13 protein-coding genes are annotated in these 23,856 nt (G+C 65.3%); 8 read left to right on the forward strand and 5 right to left on the reverse strand.

What is annotated here, in order from left to right; translation table 11 throughout:
• The first annotated feature begins 179 nt into the window (after nt 1-179).
• The 6 genes from ISS99_RS10585 (at nt 180) to ISS99_RS10610 (ending at nt 15,014) form a co-directional block, all read left to right on the forward strand.
• The gene (locus ISS99_RS10585) at nt 180-9,149 is read left to right on the forward strand and encodes a GLUG motif-containing protein (protein ID WP_204631569.1); all 8,970 of its coding nucleotides are present in this window, start codon (nt 180-182) and stop codon (nt 9,147-9,149) included.
• 273 nt (nt 9,150-9,422) lie between these two features.
• Nucleotides 9,423-10,883 (forward strand): ShlB/FhaC/HecB family hemolysin secretion/activation protein, encoded by a 1,461-nt coding sequence (locus ISS99_RS10590; protein WP_204631640.1) that lies wholly within the window; start codon nt 9,423-9,425, stop codon nt 10,881-10,883.
• Nucleotides 10,884-11,325: 442 nt separating this feature from the next.
• On the forward strand, nt 11,326-12,363 hold the full coding sequence (locus ISS99_RS10595; RefSeq protein WP_204631570.1) for a two-component system sensor histidine kinase NtrB: 1,038 nt from the start codon (nt 11,326-11,328) through the stop codon (nt 12,361-12,363).
• Nucleotides 12,356-13,744 (forward strand): nitrogen regulation protein NR(I), encoded by a 1,389-nt coding sequence (ntrC, locus tag ISS99_RS10600; RefSeq protein WP_204631571.1) that lies wholly within the window; start codon nt 12,356-12,358, stop codon nt 13,742-13,744. Before ISS99_RS10595 ends, ntrC begins: the two co-directional genes overlap by 8 nt.
• 17 nt (nt 13,745-13,761) lie before the next feature.
• Complete coding sequence (locus tag ISS99_RS10605; protein WP_284343748.1) at nt 13,762-14,214, forward strand: GNAT family N-acetyltransferase; 453 nt, start codon at nt 13,762-13,764, stop codon at nt 14,212-14,214.
• 530 nt (nt 14,215-14,744) lie between these two features.
• Nucleotides 14,745-15,014 (forward strand): XAC0095 family protein, encoded by a 270-nt coding sequence (locus tag ISS99_RS10610; RefSeq protein WP_204629745.1) that lies wholly within the window; start codon nt 14,745-14,747, stop codon nt 15,012-15,014.
• A 54-nt stretch (nt 15,015-15,068) separates the two neighbouring features.
• Here ISS99_RS10610 and ISS99_RS10615 read toward each other — a convergent pair whose 3' ends face one another.
• Nucleotides 15,069-17,564: a sensor domain-containing protein gene (locus tag ISS99_RS10615; protein ID WP_204631572.1), complete on the reverse strand. Its 2,496-nt coding sequence runs from the start codon at nt 17,562-17,564 to the stop codon at nt 15,069-15,071.
• An 84-nt stretch (nt 17,565-17,648) separates the two neighbouring features.
• Complete coding sequence (locus ISS99_RS10620; protein WP_204631573.1) at nt 17,649-18,788, reverse strand: hypothetical protein; 1,140 nt, start codon at nt 18,786-18,788, stop codon at nt 17,649-17,651.
• Between the two features lie 213 nt (nt 18,789-19,001).
• Here ISS99_RS10620 and ISS99_RS10625 point away from each other — a divergent pair, with 213 nt between their 5' ends.
• Together ISS99_RS10625 and ISS99_RS10630 are read left to right on the forward strand one after the other, a co-directional pair.
• Entirely contained in the window at nt 19,002-20,288 is a 1,287-nt protein-coding gene (locus ISS99_RS10625; protein ID WP_204631574.1) for an acetyl-CoA C-acetyltransferase, read from the forward strand.
• 18 nt (nt 20,289-20,306) lie between these two features.
• Nucleotides 20,307-20,864 (forward strand): energy transducer TonB, encoded by a 558-nt coding sequence (locus ISS99_RS10630; protein ID WP_204631575.1) that lies wholly within the window; start codon nt 20,307-20,309, stop codon nt 20,862-20,864.
• Here ISS99_RS10630 and ISS99_RS10635 read toward each other — a convergent pair whose 3' ends face one another.
• Genes ISS99_RS10635 through ISS99_RS10645 form a run of 3 tightly spaced genes read right to left on the reverse strand, consistent with a single transcriptional unit; the run spans nt 20,865 to nt 23,851 of the window.
• Entirely contained in the window at nt 20,865-22,760 is a 1,896-nt protein-coding gene (locus tag ISS99_RS10635; RefSeq protein ID WP_204631576.1) for a phospholipase D-like domain-containing protein, read from the reverse strand. It abuts the gene before it with no gap.
• A 21-nt stretch (nt 22,761-22,781) separates the two neighbouring features.
• Nucleotides 22,782-23,381 carry a YceI family protein gene (locus tag ISS99_RS10640; protein ID WP_204631577.1) on the reverse strand — a complete coding sequence of 200 codons (600 nt, stop codon included), beginning with the start codon at nt 23,379-23,381 and terminating at the stop codon, nt 22,782-22,784.
• Nucleotides 23,378-23,851, reverse strand: a complete 474-nt coding sequence (locus ISS99_RS10645; RefSeq protein WP_204631578.1) for a SixA phosphatase family protein — start codon at nt 23,849-23,851, stop codon at nt 23,378-23,380. Before ISS99_RS10645 ends, ISS99_RS10640 begins: the two co-directional genes overlap by 4 nt.
• Nucleotides 23,852-23,856 lie beyond the last annotated feature (5 nt).

Here is a 23,856-nt window from a genome sequence, read left to right on the forward strand (position 1 = left end):
GCGTGGCAGTAGACCATGCCACGGAAAGGGGCCATGTATCAGCGCGCGCACTTCACCTCCGGCCTATCAGCCGTGGGTTCTGAAGCGATCCCGAATGCAACCGCGGCGCGCGCATCGTCTGACGCATTCCGGCGATGTTTTGCGCATTATCTGAGTAACGTCACAGGGGAAAAAGCACCATGAACCACACCTATCGTCTTGTGTGGAACCGCGCGTTGAACCTGCTGCAGGTGGCCTCGGAACTGGCGGGGGGGCATGCACGGGGCGGCCATGCCAGCCAGGCTGGTGCGATGCCGCAGCGGCGCGCCGGGTGGTGCGGTTTGCTCCTGCTCCTGCCGTTGACGGCCTGGGCCGGTATGCCGACGCCGATGGTATCGACGACCGTAGCGGCTCAGCCGGCTGCGGCACCGTCGGTCAACCAGTTGCCCACCAGCGGCCAGGTGGTATCCGGCCAGGGCAACGTACAGCAGCACGGCAACACGCTCACCATCGACCAGCAGAGCGCGACCCTATCGCTGAACTGGCAGAGCTTCAGCATCGGCAGCAACGCGACGGTGGATTTCCTGCAGCCCAATGCAAGCGCCATCGCGATCAACCGCGTGCTAGGTACCGACCCTAGCCAGATCTTCGGCCACCTCAACGCCAACGGCCAGGTGTTCCTGATCAATCCCAACGGCGTGCTGTTCGGGGCGAACGCGCAGGTGAACGTGGGCGGCTTGGTGGCGTCCACACTGGATCTCGCGGACGGCAGCCTGGGCAGCGGCACACTGCAGTTCGGCGGCAGCAGCACCGCCAGTGTGGTCAACCGGGGCACGATCACCGCGGCGCCCGGTGGCTATGTGGCGCTGATAGGCAACACGGCAATCAACCAGGGTGCGATCCACGCGCAAGAAGGCAGCGTGGCGTTGGCCGGCGGCAGCGCGGTGTCGCTCAATTTCGATGGTGACCAACTGGTCGGCGTGCAGGTGGATCGGTCGACGCTGAGCAACCTTGCACAGAACGGTGCACTGATCGAAGCGAACGGCGGCCAGGTGTGGATGACCGCAGGTGCGCGCGACAGCCTGCTGGCCAGTGCGGTGAACAACACCGGCGTGGTCGAGGCGCAGACGGTGCAGAGCCGGGGCGGCACCATCACCTTGCTCAGCGGCATGGATGCGGGCACCACCACGGCGGGCGGTACGCTGGATGCCAGCGCGCCCAATGGCGGTGACGGCGGCCAGATCGACACCAGTGGCGCGACGGTAAAGGTGACCAACGGCGCCACCGTCACCACCCTGGCCGCGAACGGCCGCAACGGCGACTGGCTGATCGACCCGAACGATTTCACCATCGCGCCGGGCAACACTGGAACGGTCTCTGCGACCGGCGTGCCTTCCGGCGACATCTCGGGCGCCACGCTCGGCACGGCACTGGCCAGCGGCAACGTCACCATCGAGTCCAGCGAGGGCAGCACCGCCGGCAGCGGCAACATCAATGTGGATGACACGGTGAGCTGGAGCGCCAACACGCTCACGCTGACGGCCGCCAACAACGTCAATATCAATGCCGTGATGACGGCCAGCGGTACGGCAGGCCTGGCGCTCAACCCGGCCACCGCCAATGGCAGTGACGCTGCCGTGACCAGCGGCATCGTCAATGTGATGCTGGGCAATGGCGAGGTGAACTTCACCGGTACCGGCAACAGCCTCAGCATCAATGGCAACGCCTACACGCTGGTGACCAGCGCGGCCGGGCTGAATACGATGAGCAGCGTGACGAGCGGTTATTACGCACTCGGGCAGAGCATCGACGCCAGCACGCTCACGGGTTTCACGCCCATCGGCGGGTCGACGAGCTTCTCCGGCGTGTTCGATGGCCTGGGCAACACCATCAGCAACCTGACCATCAACCTGCCGAACAACAACAAAGTCGGCCTGTTTGGTGAATCGACCGGCACAATCCGCAACCTGGGCCTGATCGGCGGTAAGGTCAGCGGAGGGAACGACGTCGGCGGCCTGGTCGGCTGGAACACTGGCACGGTAAACAACGCCTACGCGACCGGCGCGGTCAGCGATACGGCAGGCGACGTCGGGGACCTGGTCGGCGTCAACTTTGGCACGATCAGCGACGCCTACGCGACCGGCGCGGTCAGCGGCTTGAGCGGCGTCGGCGGTCTGGTCGGCTACAGCCAAGGCACGATCAACGGCACCTACGCAACCGGCACGGTCAGCGGCACGAACAACGTCGGCGGTCTGGTCGGCTTCAATGACCGCCTGGTCGGTGACTCCTACGCGACCGGCACGGTCAGCGGTTCGAATGGTTCAAACATCGGTGGCCTGGTCGGCGACAACTTGACCGGGGGCACGGTCACCGACGCCTACGCGACCGGCGCGGTCAGCATTTCGAATGGTTCAAACGGCTCGAACGTCGGTGGTCTGGTCGGCGTCAACGGAGGCAGGGTCAACAACGCCTACGCGACCGGCGCGGTCAGCGGTGTTGGCTCCATCGGCGGCCTGGTCGGCGACAACACGGCCACCATCACGGACGGCTATTGGGACACCACCACCGGCGGTGCGACTGGCGTTGGCGCGGGTAGCGCAGCCGGTGCCGCCGGCCTGGCGACTGCAGCGCTGGAAAGTGCGTTGCCCGCCGGCTTCAGCACGGGCACCTGGGGCAACGCCAACAACCAGACCACGCCCTATCTGCTGGGCATGGCCAACAATCAGGTGTTCAACGCCAACGACACCAGCAACACGCTCTACACCGTCATCCAGAACGTCAACCAGTTGCAGGCAGTGCAGAACAACCTCGCCGGCGATTACGTGCTGGGCAACGCCATCGACGCCAGCGCCACCAGCGGATGGAACGGCGGCGCGGGCTTCACGCCGATCGGCATCCCTACGGCTACAGCCTTCACCGGAGTGTTCGATGGCCTGGGTTTCACCATCAGCAACCTGACCATCGATCTGCCGAACAACAACTTCGTCGGCCTGTTTAGTCAATTGAATGGCACGATCCGCAACCTGGGCCTGCTCGGCGGCGCAGTCAGCGGTGGTTTTGAAAACGTCGGCGGCCTGGTCGGCGGCAACGCGGGCACGGTCAGCGACGTCTATGTGACCGGCGCGGTCAGCGGTTCTGAAAACGTCGGCGGCCTGGTTGGCGCCAACACTGGCACGGTCAGCAACGCCTACGCGACCGGCGCGGTCAGTGGTTCGCTCTACGTCGGCGGCCTGGTCGGCGCCAACGAGGGCACGGTTAGCGACGTCTACGCGACCGGCGCGGTCAGCGGTGCGGTATATGTCGGCGGTCTGATCGGTGCCAACAGGGACACGGTCAGCAACGCCTACGCGACCGGCACGGTCAGCGGTTCGGGCTCGTTAAGCATCGGCGGCCTGGTCGGGAACAACGCGGGCACCATCACGGACGGCTATTGGGACACCACCACAGGCGGTTCGACCGGTGTGGGGGGAGGGAGCGCGACCGGTGCAAGCGGCCTGACCACCGCTCAACTGGAAGCCGCCTTGCCTGGTGGCTTTACTACCAGGACCTGGGGCAACGCTAACAACCAGACCACGCCGTACCTGCTGGGCATGGCCGGCAACCAGGTGTTCAACGCCAACGACAGCAGCAGCACGCTCTACACCGTCATCCAGAACGTCAACCAGTTGCAGGCAGTGCAGAACAATCTCGCCGGCCATTACGTGCTGGGCAATGCCATCGACGCCAGCGCAACCAGCGGATGGAACGGCGGCGCGGGTTTTGCACCGCTCGGCTCATCGACGGCGGCCTTCACCGGGGTGTTCGATGGCTTGGGTTTCACCATCAGCAACCTGACCATCAACAACAATGGCCTGACATACGCCGGACTCTTCGGTGTGCTCAACGGCGCTGTGAGCAATGTGGCACTGGTGGGGGGCTCGGTAACAGACAGCGACCGCTACGCCGACGTTGGCGGCCTGGCCGGTTACAACTTCTACCTCGGCACCATCAGCAACGTCTATGTGACGGGGACGGTGTCTGGAGCGGAGGATGCCAGTGTCGGCGGCCTGGTCGGTTTCAGCTACGGCTCGATCACAAACGCCTTTACCACAGGGGCAGTATCCGCAGGTATGGGCGCCGCTGTCGGTGGCCTGGTGGGGTACAACGACGGGCGGATAAGCAATGTCTATGTCACGGGCACAGTGACGGGTGAAGCGGGTGGCATTGTCGGTGGCCTGGTGGGGTTGAACCTCGACACGATCACGTCTGCCTATGCCGTAGGGGCTGTGTCGGGGGGCACCGATAACGGTGGTCTGGTCGGGTCCAACGAGGGAGGACTTGGAGCTCCGGTCAGCTACGGCTACTGGAACGCCACGACGACCGGCCAAAGCCAGAGTGTGGGCGGTTCATCTGTCACCACCGCCCAATTGGAATCAGCGTTGCCCGCTGGCTTCAGCGCTGGCACCTGGGGCAACGCCAACAACCAGACCACGCCGTATCTGCTGGGCATGGCCGGCAACCAGGTGTTCAACGCCAACGACACCAGCAACACGCTCTACACCGTCATCCAGAACGTGAACCAGTTGCAGGCAGTGCAGAACAATCTCGCCGGCCGTTACGTGCTGGGCAACGCCATCGACGCCAGCGCCACCAGCGGATGGAACGGCGGCGCTGGCTTCGCGCCGCTCGGCTCATCGACGACGGCCTTCAGCGGGGTGTTCGATGGCCTGGGCTTCACCATCAGCAACCTGACCATCAATCTGCCGAGTAGCAACGACGTCGGCCTGTTCGGCCAATCGACCGGCGCGATCCGCAACCTGGGCCTGATAGGTGGTGAGGTCGGCGGTGGGAACTCCGTCGGCGGCTTGGTCGGCTGGAACACGGGCACGGTAAGCAACGCCTACGCGACCGGCGCGGTCGGTGGTTCGGTCTCCGTCGGCGACCTAGTCGGCGTTAACCAGGGCACGGTCAGCGACGCCTACGCAACCGGCGCGGTCAGCGATTCGATCGACGTCGGTGGCCTAGTCGGCGATAACCAGGGCACGGTTAGCGACGCCTACGCAACTGGCGCGGTCAGCGGCACGAGCTACATCGGCGGCCTAGTCGGCGATAACCAGGGCACGGTCAGCGACGCCTACGCGACCGGAGCGGTCAGCGGTGCACGCAACGTCGGCGGTCTGATCGGCATCAACGCAGGCACGGTCAGCGATGCCTATGCGACCGGCGCGGTCAGCGGTACGCAGGGCATCATCATCGTCGGCGGCCTGGTCGGGGACAACTTTGGGGGCACCATCACGAACAGCTATTGGGACACCACCACCGGAGGTGCGACCGGTGTTGGCTCGGGAAGCGCGACCGGTGCCACCGGCCTGACCACCGCGCAACTGGAAGCCGCGTTGCCCACCGGTTTCGGCACCGGTACCTGGGGTAACGCCAACAACCAGACCACGCCCTACCTGCTGGGTTTGGTCGGCAACCAGGTGTTCGAGGTAAACGACAGCAGCAACACGCTGTACACCGTCATCCAGAACGTCAACCAGCTGCAGGCGATACAGAACAACCTGTCCGGCTATTACGTGCTGGGCAATGCCATCGACGCCAGCGCCACCAGCGGGTGGAGCGGCGGCGCGGGTTTTGCGCCGATCGGCGGATCGACGACGCCCTTCACCGGCGTGTTCGATGGCCTGGGCTTCACCATCAGCAACCTGACCATCAATCTGCCGAGTGGCGACTACGTCGGTCTGTTTGGTGAATCGACCGGCGCGATTCGCAACCTGGGCCTGATCGGCGGTGCGACCAGCGGCGAAGATTCCGTCGGCGGCCTGGTCGGCGCCAACGAGGGCACGGTAAGCGACGCCTACGTGACCGGCACGGTCAGCGGTTTGCGCTACGTTGGCGGTCTGGCCGGTGTCAACGCGGGCACGGTTAGCGACGCCTACGCGACCGGCACGGTCAGCGGTACGGTCAACGTCGGGGGCTTGGTCGGCTTCAACTTGGCGGGCGTCAGCCTGGAGGGGGGCACGGTCAGCGACGCCTACGCGACAGGCGCGGTCAGTGGCGCGGCCGGCGTCGGCGGTCTGGTCGGGAACAACGAGGGCACCATCACGGACGGCTATTGGGACACCACCACCGGCGGCTCGACCGGTGTGGGGTTAGGGGGCACGACCGGTGCAAGCGGCCTGACCACCGCTCAACTGGAAGCCGCCTTGCCTGGTGGCTTTGCTACCAGCACCTGGGGCAACGCCAACAACCAGACCACGCCGTACCTGCTGGGCATGGCCGGCAACCAGGTGTTCAACGCCAACGACAGCGGCAACACGCTCTACACCGTCATCCAGAACGTCAACCAACTGCAGGCGATACAGAACAACCTGTCCGGCTACTACGTGCTGGGCAATGCCATCGACGCCAGCACCACCAGCGGCTGGAACGGCGGCGCAGGCTTTGCGCCGATCGGCGAATCGACTCCCTTTGCGGGCGTGTTCGACGGCCTGGGGTTCACCATCGGTGGCCTGACCATCAACAACAATCTTGCTTACGACGGGCTCTTCGGCCAGGTCGGCAGCAGCGGCGTCGTGCGCAATGTAGGGCTGGTGGGCGGTTCGGTGACGGACGTTGATACGGTAACCATCATCCCGGTCTCGGCTGGCGACCTGGTCGGTAACAACCTCGGCACGATCACGAACGCCTATGCCACGGGGGCCGTGTCAGGGTACATATCCAATGGTGGTCTGGTCGGAACAAACTCGGGCACGATCACGAACGCTTATGCCACAGGAGCCGTGTCGGGTGGTGTTGTGGACGGTGGCCTGGTCGGGGAAGGCGAAGGCACGATCACAAATGCCTACGCCACGGGAGCGGTATCAGGGAGCGCCCGCGGCGAGGTTGGCGGTCTGGTCGGTGAGAATCGGAGCCTGATCACCAACGCCTACGCCACCGGAGCGGTGTCAGGCGGCTCCTATGACGGCGGTCTTGTCGGCTACAACTACGTATTTGGCGGCGCGATCAAGAACGCCTATGCCACGGGGGCGGTGTCCGGAAGTTTCGCAGTCGGCGGCCTGGCTGGTGAAGGCGACGGGTCCATCACCGACGCTTATGCCACCGGCGCAGTGTCGGTAGCCGCCGGAGCAGCGCCCGGTTCCACCGATGTCGGCGGCCTGGTCGGACGGATATCCAACGGCACGATCACGAGTGCCTACTGGGACACCGTGACCAGCGGTACGGCGATTGGCGTTGGCTCGGGTAGCACGACCGGTACAACTGGTTTGGCGACATCGGCATGGCTCGTCAGCGGCCCAGTAGCAACCAGTGTTTTCACCTCGGCCAATGGCTGGGTCGCGGGTTATCCCTATCCGGTGCTGAGTGCACTGCCGTATGTGCTGGTGACTTGCACCTCCTGCAGCCAGACCTATGGTTCATCCACGCCCACCATCACCGGCATCCGCAGTGTCGACCAGAATGGGAACGACGCGAGCGCGCTGCTCAACACCAGCGGCCTTACCTGGTTCAGCTCCGCCAGCGCGACCGACAACGCCGGCACCGCCGTCGTACTGGGCGGCGAAGGTGGCACGGTGAGTGCGGGTTACCAGCTGACCTACATCGGCACCAACGGGCTCACGGTGAGCCCGGCCAACCTGGTCCTGAGCGGCACGCGCACCTACGACGGCACCACGGTGGTGGACGGCAGCATGCTGACGGCGACCGGTGTGAACGGCCAGACCTTCAGCGTCAGTGGAGCAGGCGACAGCAGCAACCTAGCCAGCGCCAACGTACAGAGCAACAGCACATTGGCCAGCGTCGCGGGCCTGATCCTTGGCACCAGCAGCAATGGTGGCCTGGCGAGCAACTACAACATACTGAGCGTGACCGGCAGTACGGTGAGCATTACGCCGGCGACGCTGACGGTGACGGCGGATGCAGCCAACCAGACCTACGACGGCCTGGCGTACAGCGGCGGCAATGGCGTGACGTACAAAGGCTTCGTCGACGGCCAGGCGGCCAGTGTCCTTGGCGGCACGCTGGGCTACGGCGGCAGCGCGCAGGGCGCGGTGAATGCAGGCAGCTACACGATCACGCCGAATGGCCTGACCAGCAGCAACTACGCGATCACCTTCGCCCCCGGCACGCTGACGGTGAACCCGGCGGCGCTGACGGTGACGGCGAACGCGGCCAGCCAGACCTACGACGGCCTGGCGTACAGCGGCGGCAATGGCGTGACGTACAAAGGCTTCGTCGACGGCCAGACGGCCAGCGTCCTTGGTGGCACGCTGGGCTACGGCGGCGGCGCGCAGGGCGCGGTGAATGCAGGCAGTTACGCGATCACGCCGACGGGTTTGACCAGCAGCAACTACGCGATCACCTTCGCCCCCGGTACGTTGACGATCGATCCGGCGACTCTCACCGTCAGCCTGATCGGTACGGTCAGCAAGACCTACGACAGCACCGCGCAGGCAATGCTTTCCGCCGCCAACTACCAACTCGACGGCGTGCTCGGCAGCGACGCGGTCAGCCTCAACGATCCGGGTGTCGGCACGTATGCCAGCGTCAACGTGGGCACGGGCCTGGGCGTGTCGGTCGGCGGCCTGACGCTTGGCGGTGCCGCGGCCGGCAACTACGTGCTGCTCGACACCACCGCCAGTGCCCCGATCGGCATCATCACGCCCGCCACGCTGACCTACGTCGCCACGCCGGTCCAGGTCGGGCGCGGCCAGCCGTTGCCGCCCTTGGGCGGTACCGTCACCGGCTTCCAGGGGAGCGACACGCTGGCCAGCGCCACCACGGGCAACCTGCAGTTCAGCAGCACGGTCGTGCCGACCACACCCGCGGGCAGCTATGCCATCACCGGCAGCGGACTGAGTGCGAACGATGGCGACTACGTGTTCGTGCAATCACCCGGCAACGCATCGGGCCTCACGGTGGTCAACGATGCGCTGCCGTCGCTGCCCGGCGTGAGCTACGCGCAGCAGATGCTGGGCCAACCGGCACCGTTCCCCACGGCACTGCCCGATGGGCCCTTCGTGGCGGCGGCGCTGCCATGGGCGTCTGTGGCAACGGCCACGGCGGACGCCACCGGAACAACCACCCTGACTCTGCCTTCCACATCACAGGAAACGGGTCAGGGCGGGGCGGCCTCGAACGATCTGTATACCCCGGATGTGCGGGTGGTCGGGGGCGGCGTGCGCATGCCCTGACCCCGCGGCGTCGGTTTCTTCTCTCCTTCCTGTCATCCTGCCTTGGACGTCCCTTCGTGATCCGATCGCCTCTCCTGCGCCTGTCGCCACTCGTCCTGGCCGTGCTGGCCACGCCCGTGTTCGCGCAGCAGGCGCCGCCTACCAGCGGCCAGTTGCTGCAACAGGCACAGCCGGCCGCTCCGGTGGCACCCAACCGCCAGCCGGGGCTGACCATCCAGGCCCCCTGCATCGAAGCTTTCGCAAGACACCACGCCCTTTGCAGTCACCCGCATCGTGATCGAGGGCAACACGCTGTTCGCCACCGATACGCTGCACGCGCTGGTCGCCGACGGCGAGGGTCACACGCTGACGCTGACCTCGCTGCAGGCGCTGGCTGAGCGCATCACGGCGTATTACCGTCGCCACGGTTATCCCTTGGATCGGGCGACGATCCCTGCGCAGGCCTTGAAGGATGGCGTGGTCCGCATGCGCGTAGTGGAGGCCCGCTATGACCGGGTGCGGCTGGTCAATCACAGCCGCGTGGACGACAGCCTGCTGCGCGCCACGCTCGCGCCGCTGCAGCCGGGCGACGCCGTGGATCAGGCCGGCCTGGATCGCCAGTTGCTGCTGTTGAACGATGTGCCGGGCGTGCAAGGCCATAGCCTGCTGCGGCCCGGCAGCCAGCCGGGCACGTCGGATGTGCTGGTGGACGCTCAGGCGCTGCCGATGGTCACGGGCAACCTGAGCCTGGACGATGCCGGCGATCGCTACACCGGCCGCGTCCGGCTGGGCGGCAACCTGGCGGTGAACAATCTGGCCGGCCTAGGTGATCAATTGAGCCTGAGTGTGCTCAGCTCCGACGCGCACATGCGCTATGGCCACCTGGGCTACGACTTTGCTATCAACGGCGCAGGCACCCGCGTGGGCGTGGCGTATTCGGCCTTGAGCTATCGCCTCGGCGATGGGCTGACCGACCTGGACGCGCACGGGACAGCGGCCGAGGCGAGCGTGTGGGTGTCCCAGGCGTTTCTGCGCAGCCCGGACACCAACTTCAGCGGGCGACTGGAAGTGGACGAGCACCGCCTGCGCGATGCGGTCGGTAGCACGGCCACCGACAACGATCGCCATACCTGGGACTGGACGGGTACGCTGATCTTCGACCATCGCGACAGCTGGGGCGGCGGCGGCATCACTACACTCCAGGGTGCGGTGACCCGGGGCCAACTGGGTTTCGACAACGCGGCGGCCCAGGCCAGCGACGCGGTGACGGCGGATACGCAGGGTCGTTACCTGCACTGGGACGGCAGCGCCAGCCGCCTGCAAATGCTCACCGAGCATTGGCGCGTGTACGCGTCCTTGAGCGGGCAATACAGCACGCGCAACCTCGATTCGTCCGAACAGTTCCTGTTGGGTGGCATGCAGAGCGTGCGCGGCTATGACGTCAGCGCCCTGGCGGGAGCTTCCGGTTATCTGGCGACCGTGGAACTGCGGCGCGACCTGCCGTTGCCGGCCGGCGCATGGCAGGGCACCGTGTTCGTCGACCACGGCGGCATCTGGCTGGATGCGCAACCGTGGGCGGGCGAGACGGGCAGCAACCATGCAACGCTGACCAGCGCCGGCGTGGGGTTGAACTGGAACGGTCCGGATCGCTGGGTTGCGCAGGTACAAGTCGGTCAACCGGTGGGACGCACACCCGTGCTGGCCGGCCGGCGGCCTGATGCGCAGGCCTGGCTGCAGTTGAGCAAAGGGTTCTGAAACGCTTCGATAAATGTGGAGAGCACGGGGTTATTCGACTCATCAGACGGCGTCGATGGACTCGCTGGACAAGAAATACCACTTCCGTCTGGAACAGTGGGGACGGACGGGCGCTTGTGGTTTTCCACAAGTAGCGGCGTGCTTTGGGTTGATCCAGCAAACTTGATTTCTAGAGGGCCGGTACCCCCAGTAAAAATTGGGCTGATCGGCGCAAACGGCAAAGCTTATAGATACCTCAAGCGAGCCGCGACTCCCGGCACTAAGCCACAACATTCGTTTGTCTTTCAATGCGCAAACGTTGTCGCATCCGGAGGGAATCATCTACCCCGTAGTTTGTTTGGACTGCACAAACTATGTGGTTCTGAACACGGTAAAAATATATCAAATACAATATCTTACATTTATGATTGCACCAGGCGGGCGCATTGTCCATGATGGTGCAATGAGCGAATGGCACTCCCGAGGCTGGGCGGAGCAGATGTCGACCGGGTTGGCGGTGGTCGATGGGCAGCTGCGTGTGCAGTGGATCAACCCGGCGTTGGCGGAATGGCTGGGGTTGGGGTTGCGGCACGTGCAGGGGCAGCCGTTGGGGAGTGTGTTGCAGGATTCGGCGTTGGCGGAGCAGGCGGCGCGCAGTCTGGCGGAGCAGCGTTCGGTGCAGTGTCGTGGCGTGCCTTTGTTGGGTGCGCAAGGCGGTGGGCCGCGGATGGATGTGGCGTTGCAGCCGTTGGAAGACGGTCATCTGCTGGTGGAAGTGCACGTGCTGGCGGAATCGGTGACGGGCGTGTCGCCGCTGTCGGCGACGCTGCGCGGGTTTGCGCATGAGGTGAAGAATCCCCTGGCCGGACTGCGCGGTGCGGCGCAGTTGCTGCAACGTCGTCTGGACGATGCGGACATGCAGGCGCTGGCCGGCATGGTGATCACCGAAGCGGATCGGCTTGCGGCGCTGGCCAATCGGTTGTTGCGTCACGACGGCGTGCCGCAGTGGGGTGCGGTGAATCTGCATCGCCTGCTGGAGCATCTGTGCGATCTGATTCAGGCCGAGCCGTCGCCGCCGCGCTTGCGCCACGATTACGATCCGAGCCTGCCCGACGTGCAAGGCGATGCAGATCGTTTGCAGCAGGTGATGTTGAATCTTGCGCGCAACGCGATCGAAGCGGGTGCGAAGACACTCACGCTGCGCAGCCGCGTCGAGCACGGCGTGCGCCTGGGTGAGCGCATGTTGCGCAGTGCGTTGCGCCTGGATGTGATCGACGACGGCCCCGGCGTGCCGGCGGCCTTGAGCGACACCTTGTTCGAACCGCTGGTATCGGGCCGTGCCGACGGTACGGGCCTGGGCCTGGCGTTGTCGCGCGAGATCGTGCACGAACATGGCGGCGAACTGCGCTATGTCAGTCGTCCGGGCGAAACCGTGTTCTCGCTTTATCTTCCTTTGCCGCCGCGCGGCGGCGCGGCTTCCTCGGGGCGTGCCGATGGCTAAACAGACCGAAACCTCCGGCATCTGGATCGTCGACGACGATCGCGGCGTGCGCTTCGTGCTGGCCGAAGCGTTGCGCGACGCCGGTTTGTCGGTACGCGAATTCAGCGATACGGCGAGCGTGCGCACCGCCCTGCGCGAAACAACGCCGGCGCTGGTGGTTACCGATGTGCGCATGCCGGGCGAAGGTGGCTTGGTATTGCTGGATGAACTGCGCGCGCAACACATCGGTCCGGTGATCGTGATGAGTGCCTATACCGATGTCGCCACGACGGCGGCTGCGTACCGCGCCGGTGCGGTGGACTATCTCGCCAAGCCGTTCGACCTGGACCAGGCGCTGGCTTCCGTGCAGCGTGCGCTGGCCGATGCGCCGCACGTGCCGACGGCGGACATGCCGACCGTATCGCCGCACGCGCTGCTCGGCGAAAGCGCGCCGATGCGCGAAGTGTTTCGACTGATCGGGCGCGTGGCGGCCAGCGATCTCAATGTGCTGGTCACGGGCGAAACCGGCACCGGCAAGGAGCTGGTGGCGCGCGCGCTGCACGATGAAAGCGCGCGGCGCGACAAGCCCTTTGTGGCGCTGAACACCGCGGCCATCCCCAGCGAATTGCTGGAAAGCGAGTTGTTCGGCCACGAGGCCGGCGCGTTTACCGGCGCTACGCGCCGTGTGGCGGGGCGTTTCGAGCAGGCCGAAGGCGGCACGCTGTTTCTGGATGAGATCGGCGACATGCCGTTGATCTTGCAGACGCGTTTATTGCGCGTGTTGGCTGGTGGCGAGTTTTATCGTGTGGGCGGGCGCGAATTGATTCGCTGCCACGTGCGCATCATCGCGGCGACGCACCAGGATCTGGATGCGCGGGTGGAAGCCGGGCAGTTCCGTGCCGACCTCAAGCACCGCCTGGACGTAGTGCGCATCGAGCTGCCGCCGCTGCGGCAGCGTCGCAGCGATATTCCGGTGTTGGCGCAGCACTTTCTGGCCACGGCGGTGCAGGAGCTGAAGCTGGCGCCCAAGCGCTTTTCGAAGGCGGCGCTGAAAACCATCGCGCAGCGCGATTTTCCCGGCAACGTACGCGAGCTGGAAAATCTGTGCCGGCGTCTGGCGGTGATTGCGTCGGGTGCGGAAATCCTGCCGGCCGATCTTGGAAAGTCCGTCGACACCACACGCGGCGATTGGACCGACGCCTTGCGCGATTGGGCCGAACGCGCACTGGAACACGACGAACAGGACATTCATGCACGGGCGCGCGAAGCGCTGGATCGCGTGCTGATGGAAGCGGCATTGGCCGCCAACGAAGGCCATCGCCAGCATGCGGCGGCGGCGCTGGGTGTGGGGCGCAATACCTTGACGCGCAAACTGGGTGCGTCGCGCAAGCGGCACTCGTGAACGACGGAGCAGAGACAGTGTCAACGACAACCATTCGCCTCGCCGGGCGCGACGACATCGCCAACGTGGCCGAGTGGAACCGCGCCATGGCGTGGGAAACCGAGCGCAAGCAACTCGATCCGCAAGTATTGCTGCGCGGCGTGCAAGCCGTGCTGGACGAGCCGCGTCGCGGCTTTTACCTGGTCGCCGAACGGGATGGTGCCGCAGCCGGCTGCCTGCTGGTGACCTACGAATGGAGCGATTGGCGCAACGGCGATTTCTGGTGGATCCAGAGCGTGTATGTGGCGCCGCAAGCGCGCCGCGGCGGTGTGTTCCGCAGCTTGTATGCCGAGGTTGCGAAGCGTGCCAAGGAAGCGGGCGCGGTGGGTTTGCGCCTTTATGTGGAAACGGAAAATCACCGTGCGCAGAACACCTACCAGGAGTTGGGCATGGAGCAGTGCCATTACTTCATGTATGAGCAGATGCTTTAGGTGCTACGCCGTGGGTTGAGGTTGCTTCGAATATTCGCGGCGTTTGATGTGCGCAAAGAGCACCCCCCTCCCAGCCTCCCCCTGTCCCACGGGACAGGGGGAGGAGCAAAGCGCGTTGAAGGGCTTTTCTCTCCGCGATCATCCGCACACGCCGACATACAGGGAACGGGCTGGTGCGAGATATTGCGCATGCCGGGCGCGCTTTCGTCGGTTCGATCAGCCCACGCCCGGCGTATGAAGTGAAAGAGCGCGAGCCGCATGGGTCATCACCCCACACGGCTCGCTACCACAACCAACTTAAGCAAGGAGTTGATCATGGGTCCCCGGATCATACGGCACCCGCACGCATGCGTGCCCCCGCTGTGCCAGCTTTCGCTCACTTCACGTTCGTGCCTCACGCACGAAGCCGGGTCTTAGCGGATATCGGCCGACTAAGCGTAGGCATACGCTTACACGGCTTGCAGATTTTTCTCTGTTATCCCTCACGCCGCGCGCAATGCGCGGCGTGTCTAACGGTGTGGAGTGACGGTATGAAAGCGTTCAAGCCTGCGGCCATGACGCTGCGCGGATATGTCTTGCACGAAGAGCAATATCGCAAGTTGGAGCAATTGCGCGATCAGTTGTTTCTGATGGCGAAAGTGATTTATGCCTCGACCGAGGAAGAGGAAGACGTGTTGTTGGAGGTGCGACGCTCCAATCTCGGGCAACTGCTGGAAGATTTCGGCCTGCGCGTGGATGAAGTGGTGACGGCGTTGAACTGCGACGGGCATCGATTGCAGACGCCGTCGCAGTGGCATTGATGGCGATGGTGCGAGCGCGGGGCTGTCCCTCCCCTGCTAACGGGGGAGGGTTCGTTACAAGCTGACAGCAGCCTGCTCGACCAACCGCAGTTCCAGCGCCTCGGCCGGCATCGGCGGTCCGAACAGGAAACCTTGCATCTGCGAGCAGCCGGCTTCGCGCAGGAAGGTGCTTTGCACTTCGGTTTCCACGCCTTCGGCGATTACGTCTTTGTTGAGGCTGCGCGCCATGGCGATGATGGCGCTGGTGATCGCGGCGGTTTCGGCGTCCTGGGTGATGTCGCGCACGAAGGCGCGATCGATCTTCAAGGCGTCGACCGGGAAGTGTTTCAGGTAGGAAAGGCTGCTGTAGCCGGTGCCGAAATCGTCCAGCGACAGGCGCACGCCGCGTTGGCGAATGCGGCGCAGCAGGCGAATGGTGCCGTCGCCGCCGCTCATCATGGTGCGTTCGGTCAATTCCAGTTCGAGCAGGTTGGGATCCAGTCCCGTCTCGTTGAGAATGCTGTCGAGGCGTTCGTAGAAACCGGCGTACTGAAATTGCAACGGCGACACGTTCACGGATACCGGAATCGCGCGGCCTTCGCGTTGCCAGCGGCGCGCCTGCAGGCAGGCTTCGCGCAGGGCCCAGGTGCCGATCGAAACGATCAGGCCGGTATCTTCGGCCACCGGAATGAACTGGTCGGGGACAAACAGATCCTTGCCCTCGACCTGCAAACGCAACAAGGCTTCCGCGCCCACGATGTGGCCGAGCACGGCGTCGACCTTGGGCTGATATTGCAGCGACAGTTCGCCATGCGCCAACGCGTGGCGCAGCACATTCTCGATGCGCTGGCTGGCGGCGGAGCGCTGGCTCATTTCCGGTGCGTAGAAACAGTAGCCATGACGCCCCTGGGTTTTTACTTCGTACATCGCGGCGTCGGCGGTGCGCACCAGTGCATCGGGTTCGGTGGCGTCGCGCGGGAACAGGCTGATGCCGATGCTGGCACGGATGTCGAGCGGCGGCAGGTGCGGCACGCGGGTCTGCGAGCAGGCATCGAGCAGGCGCTGCGCGAAGCCGGCGGCTTCGTCGGCGTCGTCCACTCTGGGCAGCAGCACCACGAATTCGTCGCCTGTGTAGCGGAAGGCCAGGTCTTCGCTGTCGCGCAGGGTGCTGCGGATCTGCTGCGCGACGGCTTGCAGCACCTGGTCGCCGACGCCGTGGCCGAGCGTGTCGTTGATGCGACGGAAGTGATCCAGATCCAGGTAGAGCAGGGCGCACTGGCGATGGCGCTGGGTGGCCATGGCGGTGGCCTGTTCGATGCGCGCGTACAGCAGGCTGCGATTGGGTAGGCCGGTGAGCGTGTCGTGCTGCGCCAGCTGGATCATCTTCAGCGCAAGCGTGCGGTTTTCGCTGATGTCGTGGCAGACCAGCACGCCGCCGGTGACGTTGCCGGCGTGATCGTGAATCAGCGCGGCGGAATTTTCGATCGGCGTTTCGAAGCCGTTGCGATGGAGCAGGATGGCGCGCCCGCTGAAATCGACGATGGCGTTGCGTCGCATGGCCTGACGCAGCGGGTTGTCCAGCGGCTGGCGATTGTTGATGTCGCGCAGGCGGAACACGTCGTCGAGCGGGCTGCCCTTGGCATCGGCGCTGGACCAGCCGGTCATCGCCTCGGCAATCGGGTTGAGCGAGGTGACGTTGAGCGCGATGTCGGTGGTGATGACCGCGTCGCCGATCGAATTGAGCGTGACTTCGGCCAGCTGGCGTTCGCGGAACAGTGCTTCCTCGAATTGCTTGCGCTTGGTGATGTCCTGCACCTGGATCACGGCGTAGTTGAATTGGCCCGCTTCGTTGCGGATCTGCGCCACGCTCAGCAGCACGTGCACGATGTGTCCGTCGCGATGGATGTAGCGCTTCTCGGTCTGGAAGGCTTCGCGCTTGCCCTGGATGAGTTGCCCGGCCAGCGCCTCGCTCAGGGGCAGGTCGTCCGGGTGGGTGATGTCGCGCCAGTTCATCGCGCGCAATTCCGCCTCGGTGTAGCCGAGCATCTCGCACAACGCCGCATTGACCTGTTGATAGCGTCCGGCGGGCAGGATCAGCGCCATGCCGACGGCAGCGTGCTGGAACGCCTGCGAGAAACGCTGCTCGCTTTCGCGCAGCTGTTCTTCCAGGGCGTGTCGCTCGCTGATGTCGGTAAACACGGTGAGCACGCCGCGCAGGTGGCCGTGTTCGTCCGTGTCGGGGGTGAAGCTGCCGTGCACGTAGCGGCGCCGCGGCGCGCTGAACAATTCGCCCTCGTAACTGGAATGGCGGCCGCTCAGCGCCTGCAGCAGGGCGGTGCGTGCGCGCAGGTAGCTTTCCGGGTCCAGCACTTCGCTGACCAGCCGGCCTATCACCTGATGTGCGTCAACGCCGAACCACTGGCGATGCGCATCGTTGGCGAACACGAAGCGTTCGTCGCGATCGATGTAGGAGATCAGCGCGGGCACGTTCTGCACGACGTGCGCGAGCAGCTCCGCTTCGGTCTGCGGAGTGAAGGAACGGCCTTCGGTGGGTTGGTTCGCCTTCGGCATGCGCAGAGTTGACCGGTCTAACAGCGCACATCATGCGCCGGACCGGGGCCGGTTTGCATCATGTCCGGCGCCGGCAGGGGGCGTTTAATGCAACGACGCGTTCGGCGCACCGAGCCGGCCGCTTTCGTCAAGCTGAATACGGCCCAGGGCGTGCAGCTCGTTGGTGGTGCCGAAGCGATCGGCCAGGGTGGCGATCAGCGGGCCGAGGGCATCCGGTCGAAGCGGATAAGCATGCGCAAGCGCGCGTGCGCGGCCTCCCGCACCTTGCTGCGCCACGGTGACGGCCACGATGCCCAGGCCGGCGGCTTCGTGGGCAAACAGGGCGGGGGCGTCGTAGGCGTTATCCGCGTTACCCAGCGTTTCGCTCAGCCAGCCTTGCGCGGATGCGTCGTCGCTGCCCGAAACGTCAAGGTGAAGTGAAAGAGCGTGGGCATGCAGCAGCGCCGCGTACTGGCGCAACTCGAAGATCGCGCCGGCGAATGCGTGGCTGCGCTCGGCGCCGTCGCCCGCCTGCGTGGCCAGCCACTGCGTCGGCGATTGCAGCCAGACCTTGCCGTCGGCGTAGCGCAGGCCCAGGCCGCGCGCACTCAGAGTGGTTTCGCTGCGATAGGGCGTGAGCATGGCCGCTTCGAGCAACTGCCACAGCGGAGCGAGATTGACGTGTTCGTATTGCACGCAGGTGAGGGCGAGCAGATCGTTGCGGCTCAGATACCGCGCATGTTCCAGCCGCACGCCGAAGTGGCGCATCAGCCAGTCGGCGGTCTGCGCGCCGGCTTCGCCCCGGCCGACCAGTTCCACTTCCAGGCGTTCGGCCAGATCCTCGGCCAGCGCCTCGGGGACGAGCAGGGTCAGCGGCAGCAGGCGCATCGGGCCGTCGGCGTAGGCCGGGTCCGGTTCCAGCGGCTGTGCCGGCATGTGCCCTTCGTGGCTGCCGAAGGCCACGACGTTTTCCAGCTGGCCGCGCGGCACGCGCCGTGCCAGCTCATCCAGCGTGGCCCATACCGGAAAGCCCGGGCGCAGCAGTTCGACGGTATCGAACAGCGCGCCGGCCAGGGCCAGTCGCGCCTGGGCCACGTCGGGGACCAGCTTGTGCAGGTCCTCGGCGATCAGGGCCGCCAGTTCGGCCGCCTCGTCGCGGCTGAGGCTCAAGCGTTGCGGGTGTTCTCCAGGCGAGAGTTCCAGCGCCAGGACGGCGGGCAAGGCTTGCAGCGGACCGGCTTCCACGAGCTGTTTCCAAGGACACAAAGACGGCAAGTCTAGCAGCCCGCCGGCACGCGGCCGGTTGTCGCCTTGCCGGCCGGCGACCGGCCGCGATGCGCGACAGCCTTTCTCAACCGTCCTGTAATGCACGTCGCAGACGCGCCGATACGGGCTTTCGCCACGGCACGTAGCGGGTTAGCCTTGCCGGAATCAAGGTGTATCTGGACCACTCAGGCTATGGAAAACACGCAGCAGCGCGTCGGCGTCATCGGCGGTGTGCGAATCCCGTTCTGTCGCAATAACACGGCGTATGTGGACGTGGGCAACTTCGGCATGTCGGTGAAGGTGCTGGGTGCGCTGGTCGAGCGGTTCGGGCTGCATGGGGTGGAGCTGGGCGAGGTGGCCATGGGGGCGGTGATCAAGCACTCCTCCGATTGGAACCTGGCCCGCGAGGCCGTGCTGAGCTCCGGCTTGGCGCCGACGACTCCGGGCATCACCACGGCCCGCGCCTGCGGCACCTCGCTGGACAACGCGATCATCATCGCCAACAAGATTGCCGCCGGGCAGATCGAAGCGGGCATTGCCGGCGGCTCCGATACCACCAGCGACGTGCCGATCGTGTTCAGCCAGCGCCTGCGCAAGCGCCTGTTGGCGGTCAATCGCGCCAAGACGCCGCTGGACAAGCTGAAAACCGCCGTGCGCGGCTTTTCCCTGAGCGAGCTCAAGCCCTCGTTTCCCGGTGTGGCCGAGCCGCGTACCGGCATGTCGATGGGCGACCATTGCGAGAAGATGGCCAAGGAATGGCACGTCAGCCGTCAGGATCAGGACCAGCTGGCGCTGGAAAGCCATCGCAAGCTGGCGGCGGCTTATGAATCGGGCTTCTTCGAGGACCTGGTCATCCCGTTCCGCGGCCTGAAGCGCGATGGCTTCCTGCGTCCCGATAGCAGCTTGGAAAAGCTGGCCGCGCTCAAGCCGGCTTTCGACAAGACCTCCGGCATGGGCACGCTCACCGCCGGCAATTCCACCGGTTTGTCCGACGGCGCGGCCGCGGTGCTGCTGGGCAGCGAGGCGTGGGCGGCCCAGCGCGGGCTGAAGATCCAGGCCTACCTGCGCGACGCGGAAGTGGCGGCGGTGGATTTCGTGCATGGCGAAGGGCTGCTGATGGCGCCCACCGTGGCGGTGCCGCGCATGCTGGCGCGCCACGGCTTGACCCTGCAGGACTTCGATTTCTACGAGATCCACGAGGCCTTCGCGGCGCAGGTGCTGTGCACCTTGCGGGCGTGGGAGTCGGCGGATTACTGCAAGCATCGCCTGGGCCTGGAGCAGCCGCTCGGCAGCATCGATCCGGCCAAGCTCAATGTGCACGGGTCCAGCCTGGCGGTGGGGCATCCGTTTGCGGCGACCGGTGCGCGCATCATCGCGACGCTGGCCAGGCTGCTGGAGCAGAAGGGTTCCGGGCGCGGGCTGATTTCCATCTGCACCGCCGGCGGCATGGGCGTAACTGCCATCCTCGAACGTCCCTGACCGCTGCCCGCATTGCCGATGCTTCGTCTCCGCACGACCGCCACCTTGAGCCTGCTTGCCCTGGGCATCGGCATTGCCGGTACGCAGTGGCTCAGCGGGATGTCCGGCGGCAGTGCGGCCTCCACCGGCGCGTATGTGGGGCGACGCGTGGCGTTCCATCACGCAGCACCGCTGCATCTGGCGCACCGATTGCGCGTCACACCCAGGCACGCCATCGTCGAGACGCACCCCCATTACGCCTTGATGCCGGCCATCGTGCCGGCCTTGCATGCCACGCCGCCTCCGAAAGCGGTGGAATGGGTGCCGGTGTCGATGCCGATGTCTTCCATGCCGTTTGCCCAGATGCGCGAACATGGCGCGGGCAACCTGGTGTTGCACCTGGTGGTGGACGGCCAGGGCCAGGTCGCCCAGGCCTGGCTGGCGCAATCGAGCGGCGATGCCGTGCTGGATGCCAACGCGCTGGCAATGGCGCACAAGTGGCGATTCGCCGTGCCGGCCGATCATCCGGGCGGTTTCAGCGGCGACCTGCCGCTGAGTTTCACCTCGGCCTCGACGCAGCTCGCGCAGAATCCCTGATCAGAGAATGCCTTTCACGCCCGCACCGAATGCGGTGATCAGGCGCGTGTAGAGCAGTTTCGGCGAGATCGCCACGTCGGGGAAATCGCCCACCGCCTCATAGCAGCGGCTGAAATCGGGATTGCCGGGCTGCATCGGCGGGCAGTCGGGTTTCAGTTCGTAGCTGGTGGCGTAGCGGAACGGCCACAGGTCGAAGAACGGCAGCTTGGCCGAAATGTCGCCGATCACCTGGCTGACCTGTCCAAGCACCGGAATGGTGGGTTTGCGCGGCGCGATGATCCAGGCGTTCTGCGCTTCGGTGGCTTGCAGGATCGAAGTGCGCAACTCGCTGGCAAAGCGCTGGTCGTAGACGATCACGCCGGCCTCGGTGTTGTAGTGGTCCGAGCGCGGGTCGAAGTTGTGCGAGCCGACCATGGCGAAGCTGTCGTCCACCACCAGCGACTTGGCGTGCAGGCCGAAACGGCGGCCCGCACTGAGCAGCGGCGCGGGCCGGTTGCGCTTGCCGATGCTGCCGAACAGGCCGGGGCGACGGTCGGTGCCGGGATAACGCCGGCGCCCGAGGGTGAGGAGTTTGGGCACCAGCGAGGTATCGCTGTCTTCGGTCTCGTCGATGACGTTGGCCTGGACGTACGCATCGGCGGCAACCGGTGCGTGCGGTTTCAATTCGTAGATGTTGAAGCCGAACTGGTTGAGATAGCTTTTGCGATGCTTGTACGACACGGCATACACCGCGAACGCATCGGTGGAGGCCAGCGAGTTGGTGGACACCACGATCTGCGGCGGCGGCGCTTGCCGGTGCAGGCGCTTGAAGATTTTCTGCGCGCGCCGGCTCATCACCAGATACGGCGTCTGCAGGATCACTTCGTGCTGGGCGCCGCCGATCAGGTGCATCAGGTGCGCGGTGAATTGCAGGGCGTCGCGCTTGTCCGGCTGCTCGGTTTTTGCGGGTCGGTCGCTGAAGTATTCCACCTTGCCGGTGATCAGGCTGGGGTCGATCAGGTGCTGGGTAAGCCAGTCCGGATCCTGCGCCTCGTTGACGGCGTCTTCCACGCGGGCCGGATAGGTGTAATGCGGTGTGGGCCACGGCGGCGGTGTGGGATCGCGAAGAATCAACCGGTTCACGTCGCGCAGATGGGTGAGCGGTACCGAGCGCTTGAGCTTCCAGAACAGGTTGAAGCTTGCCGCCATCTGTTGCGCGGCGGGTCCGCCGACCATGACGTCGCGATCGAGATAATCGAAATCGTTGTCCCAGTTGAAGTAGCGGTCCTGGTAATTGCGGCCGCCGGTGATGCCGATGCGGCCGTCCACCAGCAGCAGCTTGTTGTGCATGCGCTGGTTGAACTTCATGAAGCAGCACACGATGCCGGCGGCGAATTCCAGCGGCGGCGTGCGCGAGTTGTTGAACGTGGGGTTGTACAGGCGCACGTGCAGGTTGGGGCTGACCCGGGTCAGCCGTTCGAGCAGGTCGGGGTCTTCGAACGAGAACAGCTGGTCGGCCAGGATGCGTACCTTCACGCCGCGGCGTGCCGCGCCGATCAGTTCGTTGAGGATCAGCTCGCCGGTGTCGTCCTCATCCCAGATGTAGGTCTGCACGTCGATCGACTGGCGTGCGGCACGGATCAGGTTGATCCGCGCGACCATCGCCGCCTCGCTGTCGTCGAGCAGGGTGACGACGTGTTCGGGCCGGTCGGGCGTGGAATGCGCAAGGGCCTGGTCGGCGGCATCGAGCAGGGGCGAAGGCATGGCGCAAAGGTCTTCGCGATCGCACGTGCGGCGCTGGTCGACACTGGCGGCAACCACGCTGTCGGCACGTTTGATTTGCGCACGGCTCAGGGTGCAGCCCTGCAGCAAGGCGGCCAGCAATAAAGCAACGACGAGACCGCAGCGCAGATGCATGCCGCCTATGATACTTGCGACTCAGCGAATGTCGCGCTGCAGCGTGATGCTCAGATTCAGGTCGACGCTATCGGATAGCGCCAGGTGATCGCTGTTCATGCCGAAAGTGCTGCGCTGCAGACTGCCGCTCAAGGTGATCCGGCACGGCACGGCGGTCAGGCGCGTGCAATGGGCCGGTTGCACCGAAAACTGGATCGGCGCGGTGACGCCGCGCAAGGTGATGTAGCCGGTCAGCGTGCCTCCGATGTCCAGTTCGGTTTGCGCGAACGGGTCGGATACGAAGTGAATGACGGGGTGATGTTCGGCATCGAAGAACGCCGGCGCCAGCACCCATCGGCGCATGCGTGCTGAGGGCATGCTGATGTCTTGCACCGGAATGCTGGCGTCGACCACCCAGCTGTCGGGAAGCGGGCCGGGGTCTACCTCGCCGGACACCTGGGTAAAGTCACCGTTGACGTGATCCAGCCAGAACAGGCGCACCTGGAAGGTGGCCTGTGAGGTGGCGGGGTCGATGCGGTAATCGGTATGGCTGGCTTTCGCCAAGGCCGGCAACAGGCATAGCCAGAGGAAGGCCAGTCGCCGCAGAGCTTGATTGGGCGCACTGCGTGCGCAGCCGATCATGGAGACCAGAACGCATCCAGTCGTGCGTTGCCCGGCTCCAGCGGGCCATCCAGGTGAAGCACGGCCAGTCCGGCCGGAGGCATGCCGCGAAATTCGTCCGAACGTCCTTCCACCAGCAAGGCCACCAGCCGCTCGATGCCGGGATTGTGGCCGATCAGCATCACGGTGCCGGCGTCGGCATGGCCGTCGAGCAGGGCCAGCAGTTCGCCGGGCGTGGCGTTGTAGATTTCGTCGGCCGTTTGCATGGCCGAGGATTGCCCCATGGCGGCGAGTGCCAGCGCGCCGGTGGCGCAGGTGCGCTCCGACGGCGAACACAACACGCGATCCAGTTTGACGCCGTGGTTCTTGAGCCAGTCGCCCGCGGCGCGGGCTTCCTGCTCACCGCGTCCGCTGAGGCGGCGTACGGTGTCTTCGCCACCCGGCGGGGCCGGTTGGGCTTCGGCGTGACGTAGCAAAATCAGTTCGTGCATAAGTG

It is taken from the genome of Dyella mobilis, from assembly GCF_016904945.1.
Lineage (GTDB): Bacteria > Pseudomonadota > Gammaproteobacteria > Xanthomonadales > Rhodanobacteraceae > Dyella_B > Dyella_B mobilis.

Coding starts and splice junctions, on each gene's coding strand:
- ISS99_RS10610 (WP_204629745.1), top strand. CDS start 14,745: ATGAAAGCGTTCAAGCCTGCGGCCATGACGCTGCGCGGATATGTCTTG.
- ISS99_RS10635 (WP_204631576.1), bottom strand. CDS start 22,760: ATGCATCTGCGCTGCGGTCTCGTCGTTGCTTTATTGCTGGCCGCCTTG.
- ISS99_RS10615 (WP_204631572.1), bottom strand. CDS start 17,564: ATGCCGAAGGCGAACCAACCCACCGAAGGCCGTTCCTTCACTCCGCAG.
- ISS99_RS10625 (WP_204631574.1), top strand. CDS start 19,002: ATGGAAAACACGCAGCAGCGCGTCGGCGTCATCGGCGGTGTGCGAATC.
- ISS99_RS10630 (WP_204631575.1), top strand. CDS start 20,307: ATGCTTCGTCTCCGCACGACCGCCACCTTGAGCCTGCTTGCCCTGGGC.
- ISS99_RS10645 (WP_204631578.1), bottom strand. CDS start 23,851: ATGCACGAACTGATTTTGCTACGTCACGCCGAAGCCCAACCGGCCCCG.
- ISS99_RS10595 (WP_204631570.1), top strand. CDS start 11,326: ATGAGCGAATGGCACTCCCGAGGCTGGGCGGAGCAGATGTCGACCGGG.
- ntrC (WP_204631571.1), top strand. CDS start 12,356: ATGGCTAAACAGACCGAAACCTCCGGCATCTGGATCGTCGACGACGAT.
- ISS99_RS10585 (WP_204631569.1), top strand. CDS start 180: ATGAACCACACCTATCGTCTTGTGTGGAACCGCGCGTTGAACCTGCTG.
- ISS99_RS10640 (WP_204631577.1), bottom strand. CDS start 23,381: ATGATCGGCTGCGCACGCAGTGCGCCCAATCAAGCTCTGCGGCGACTG.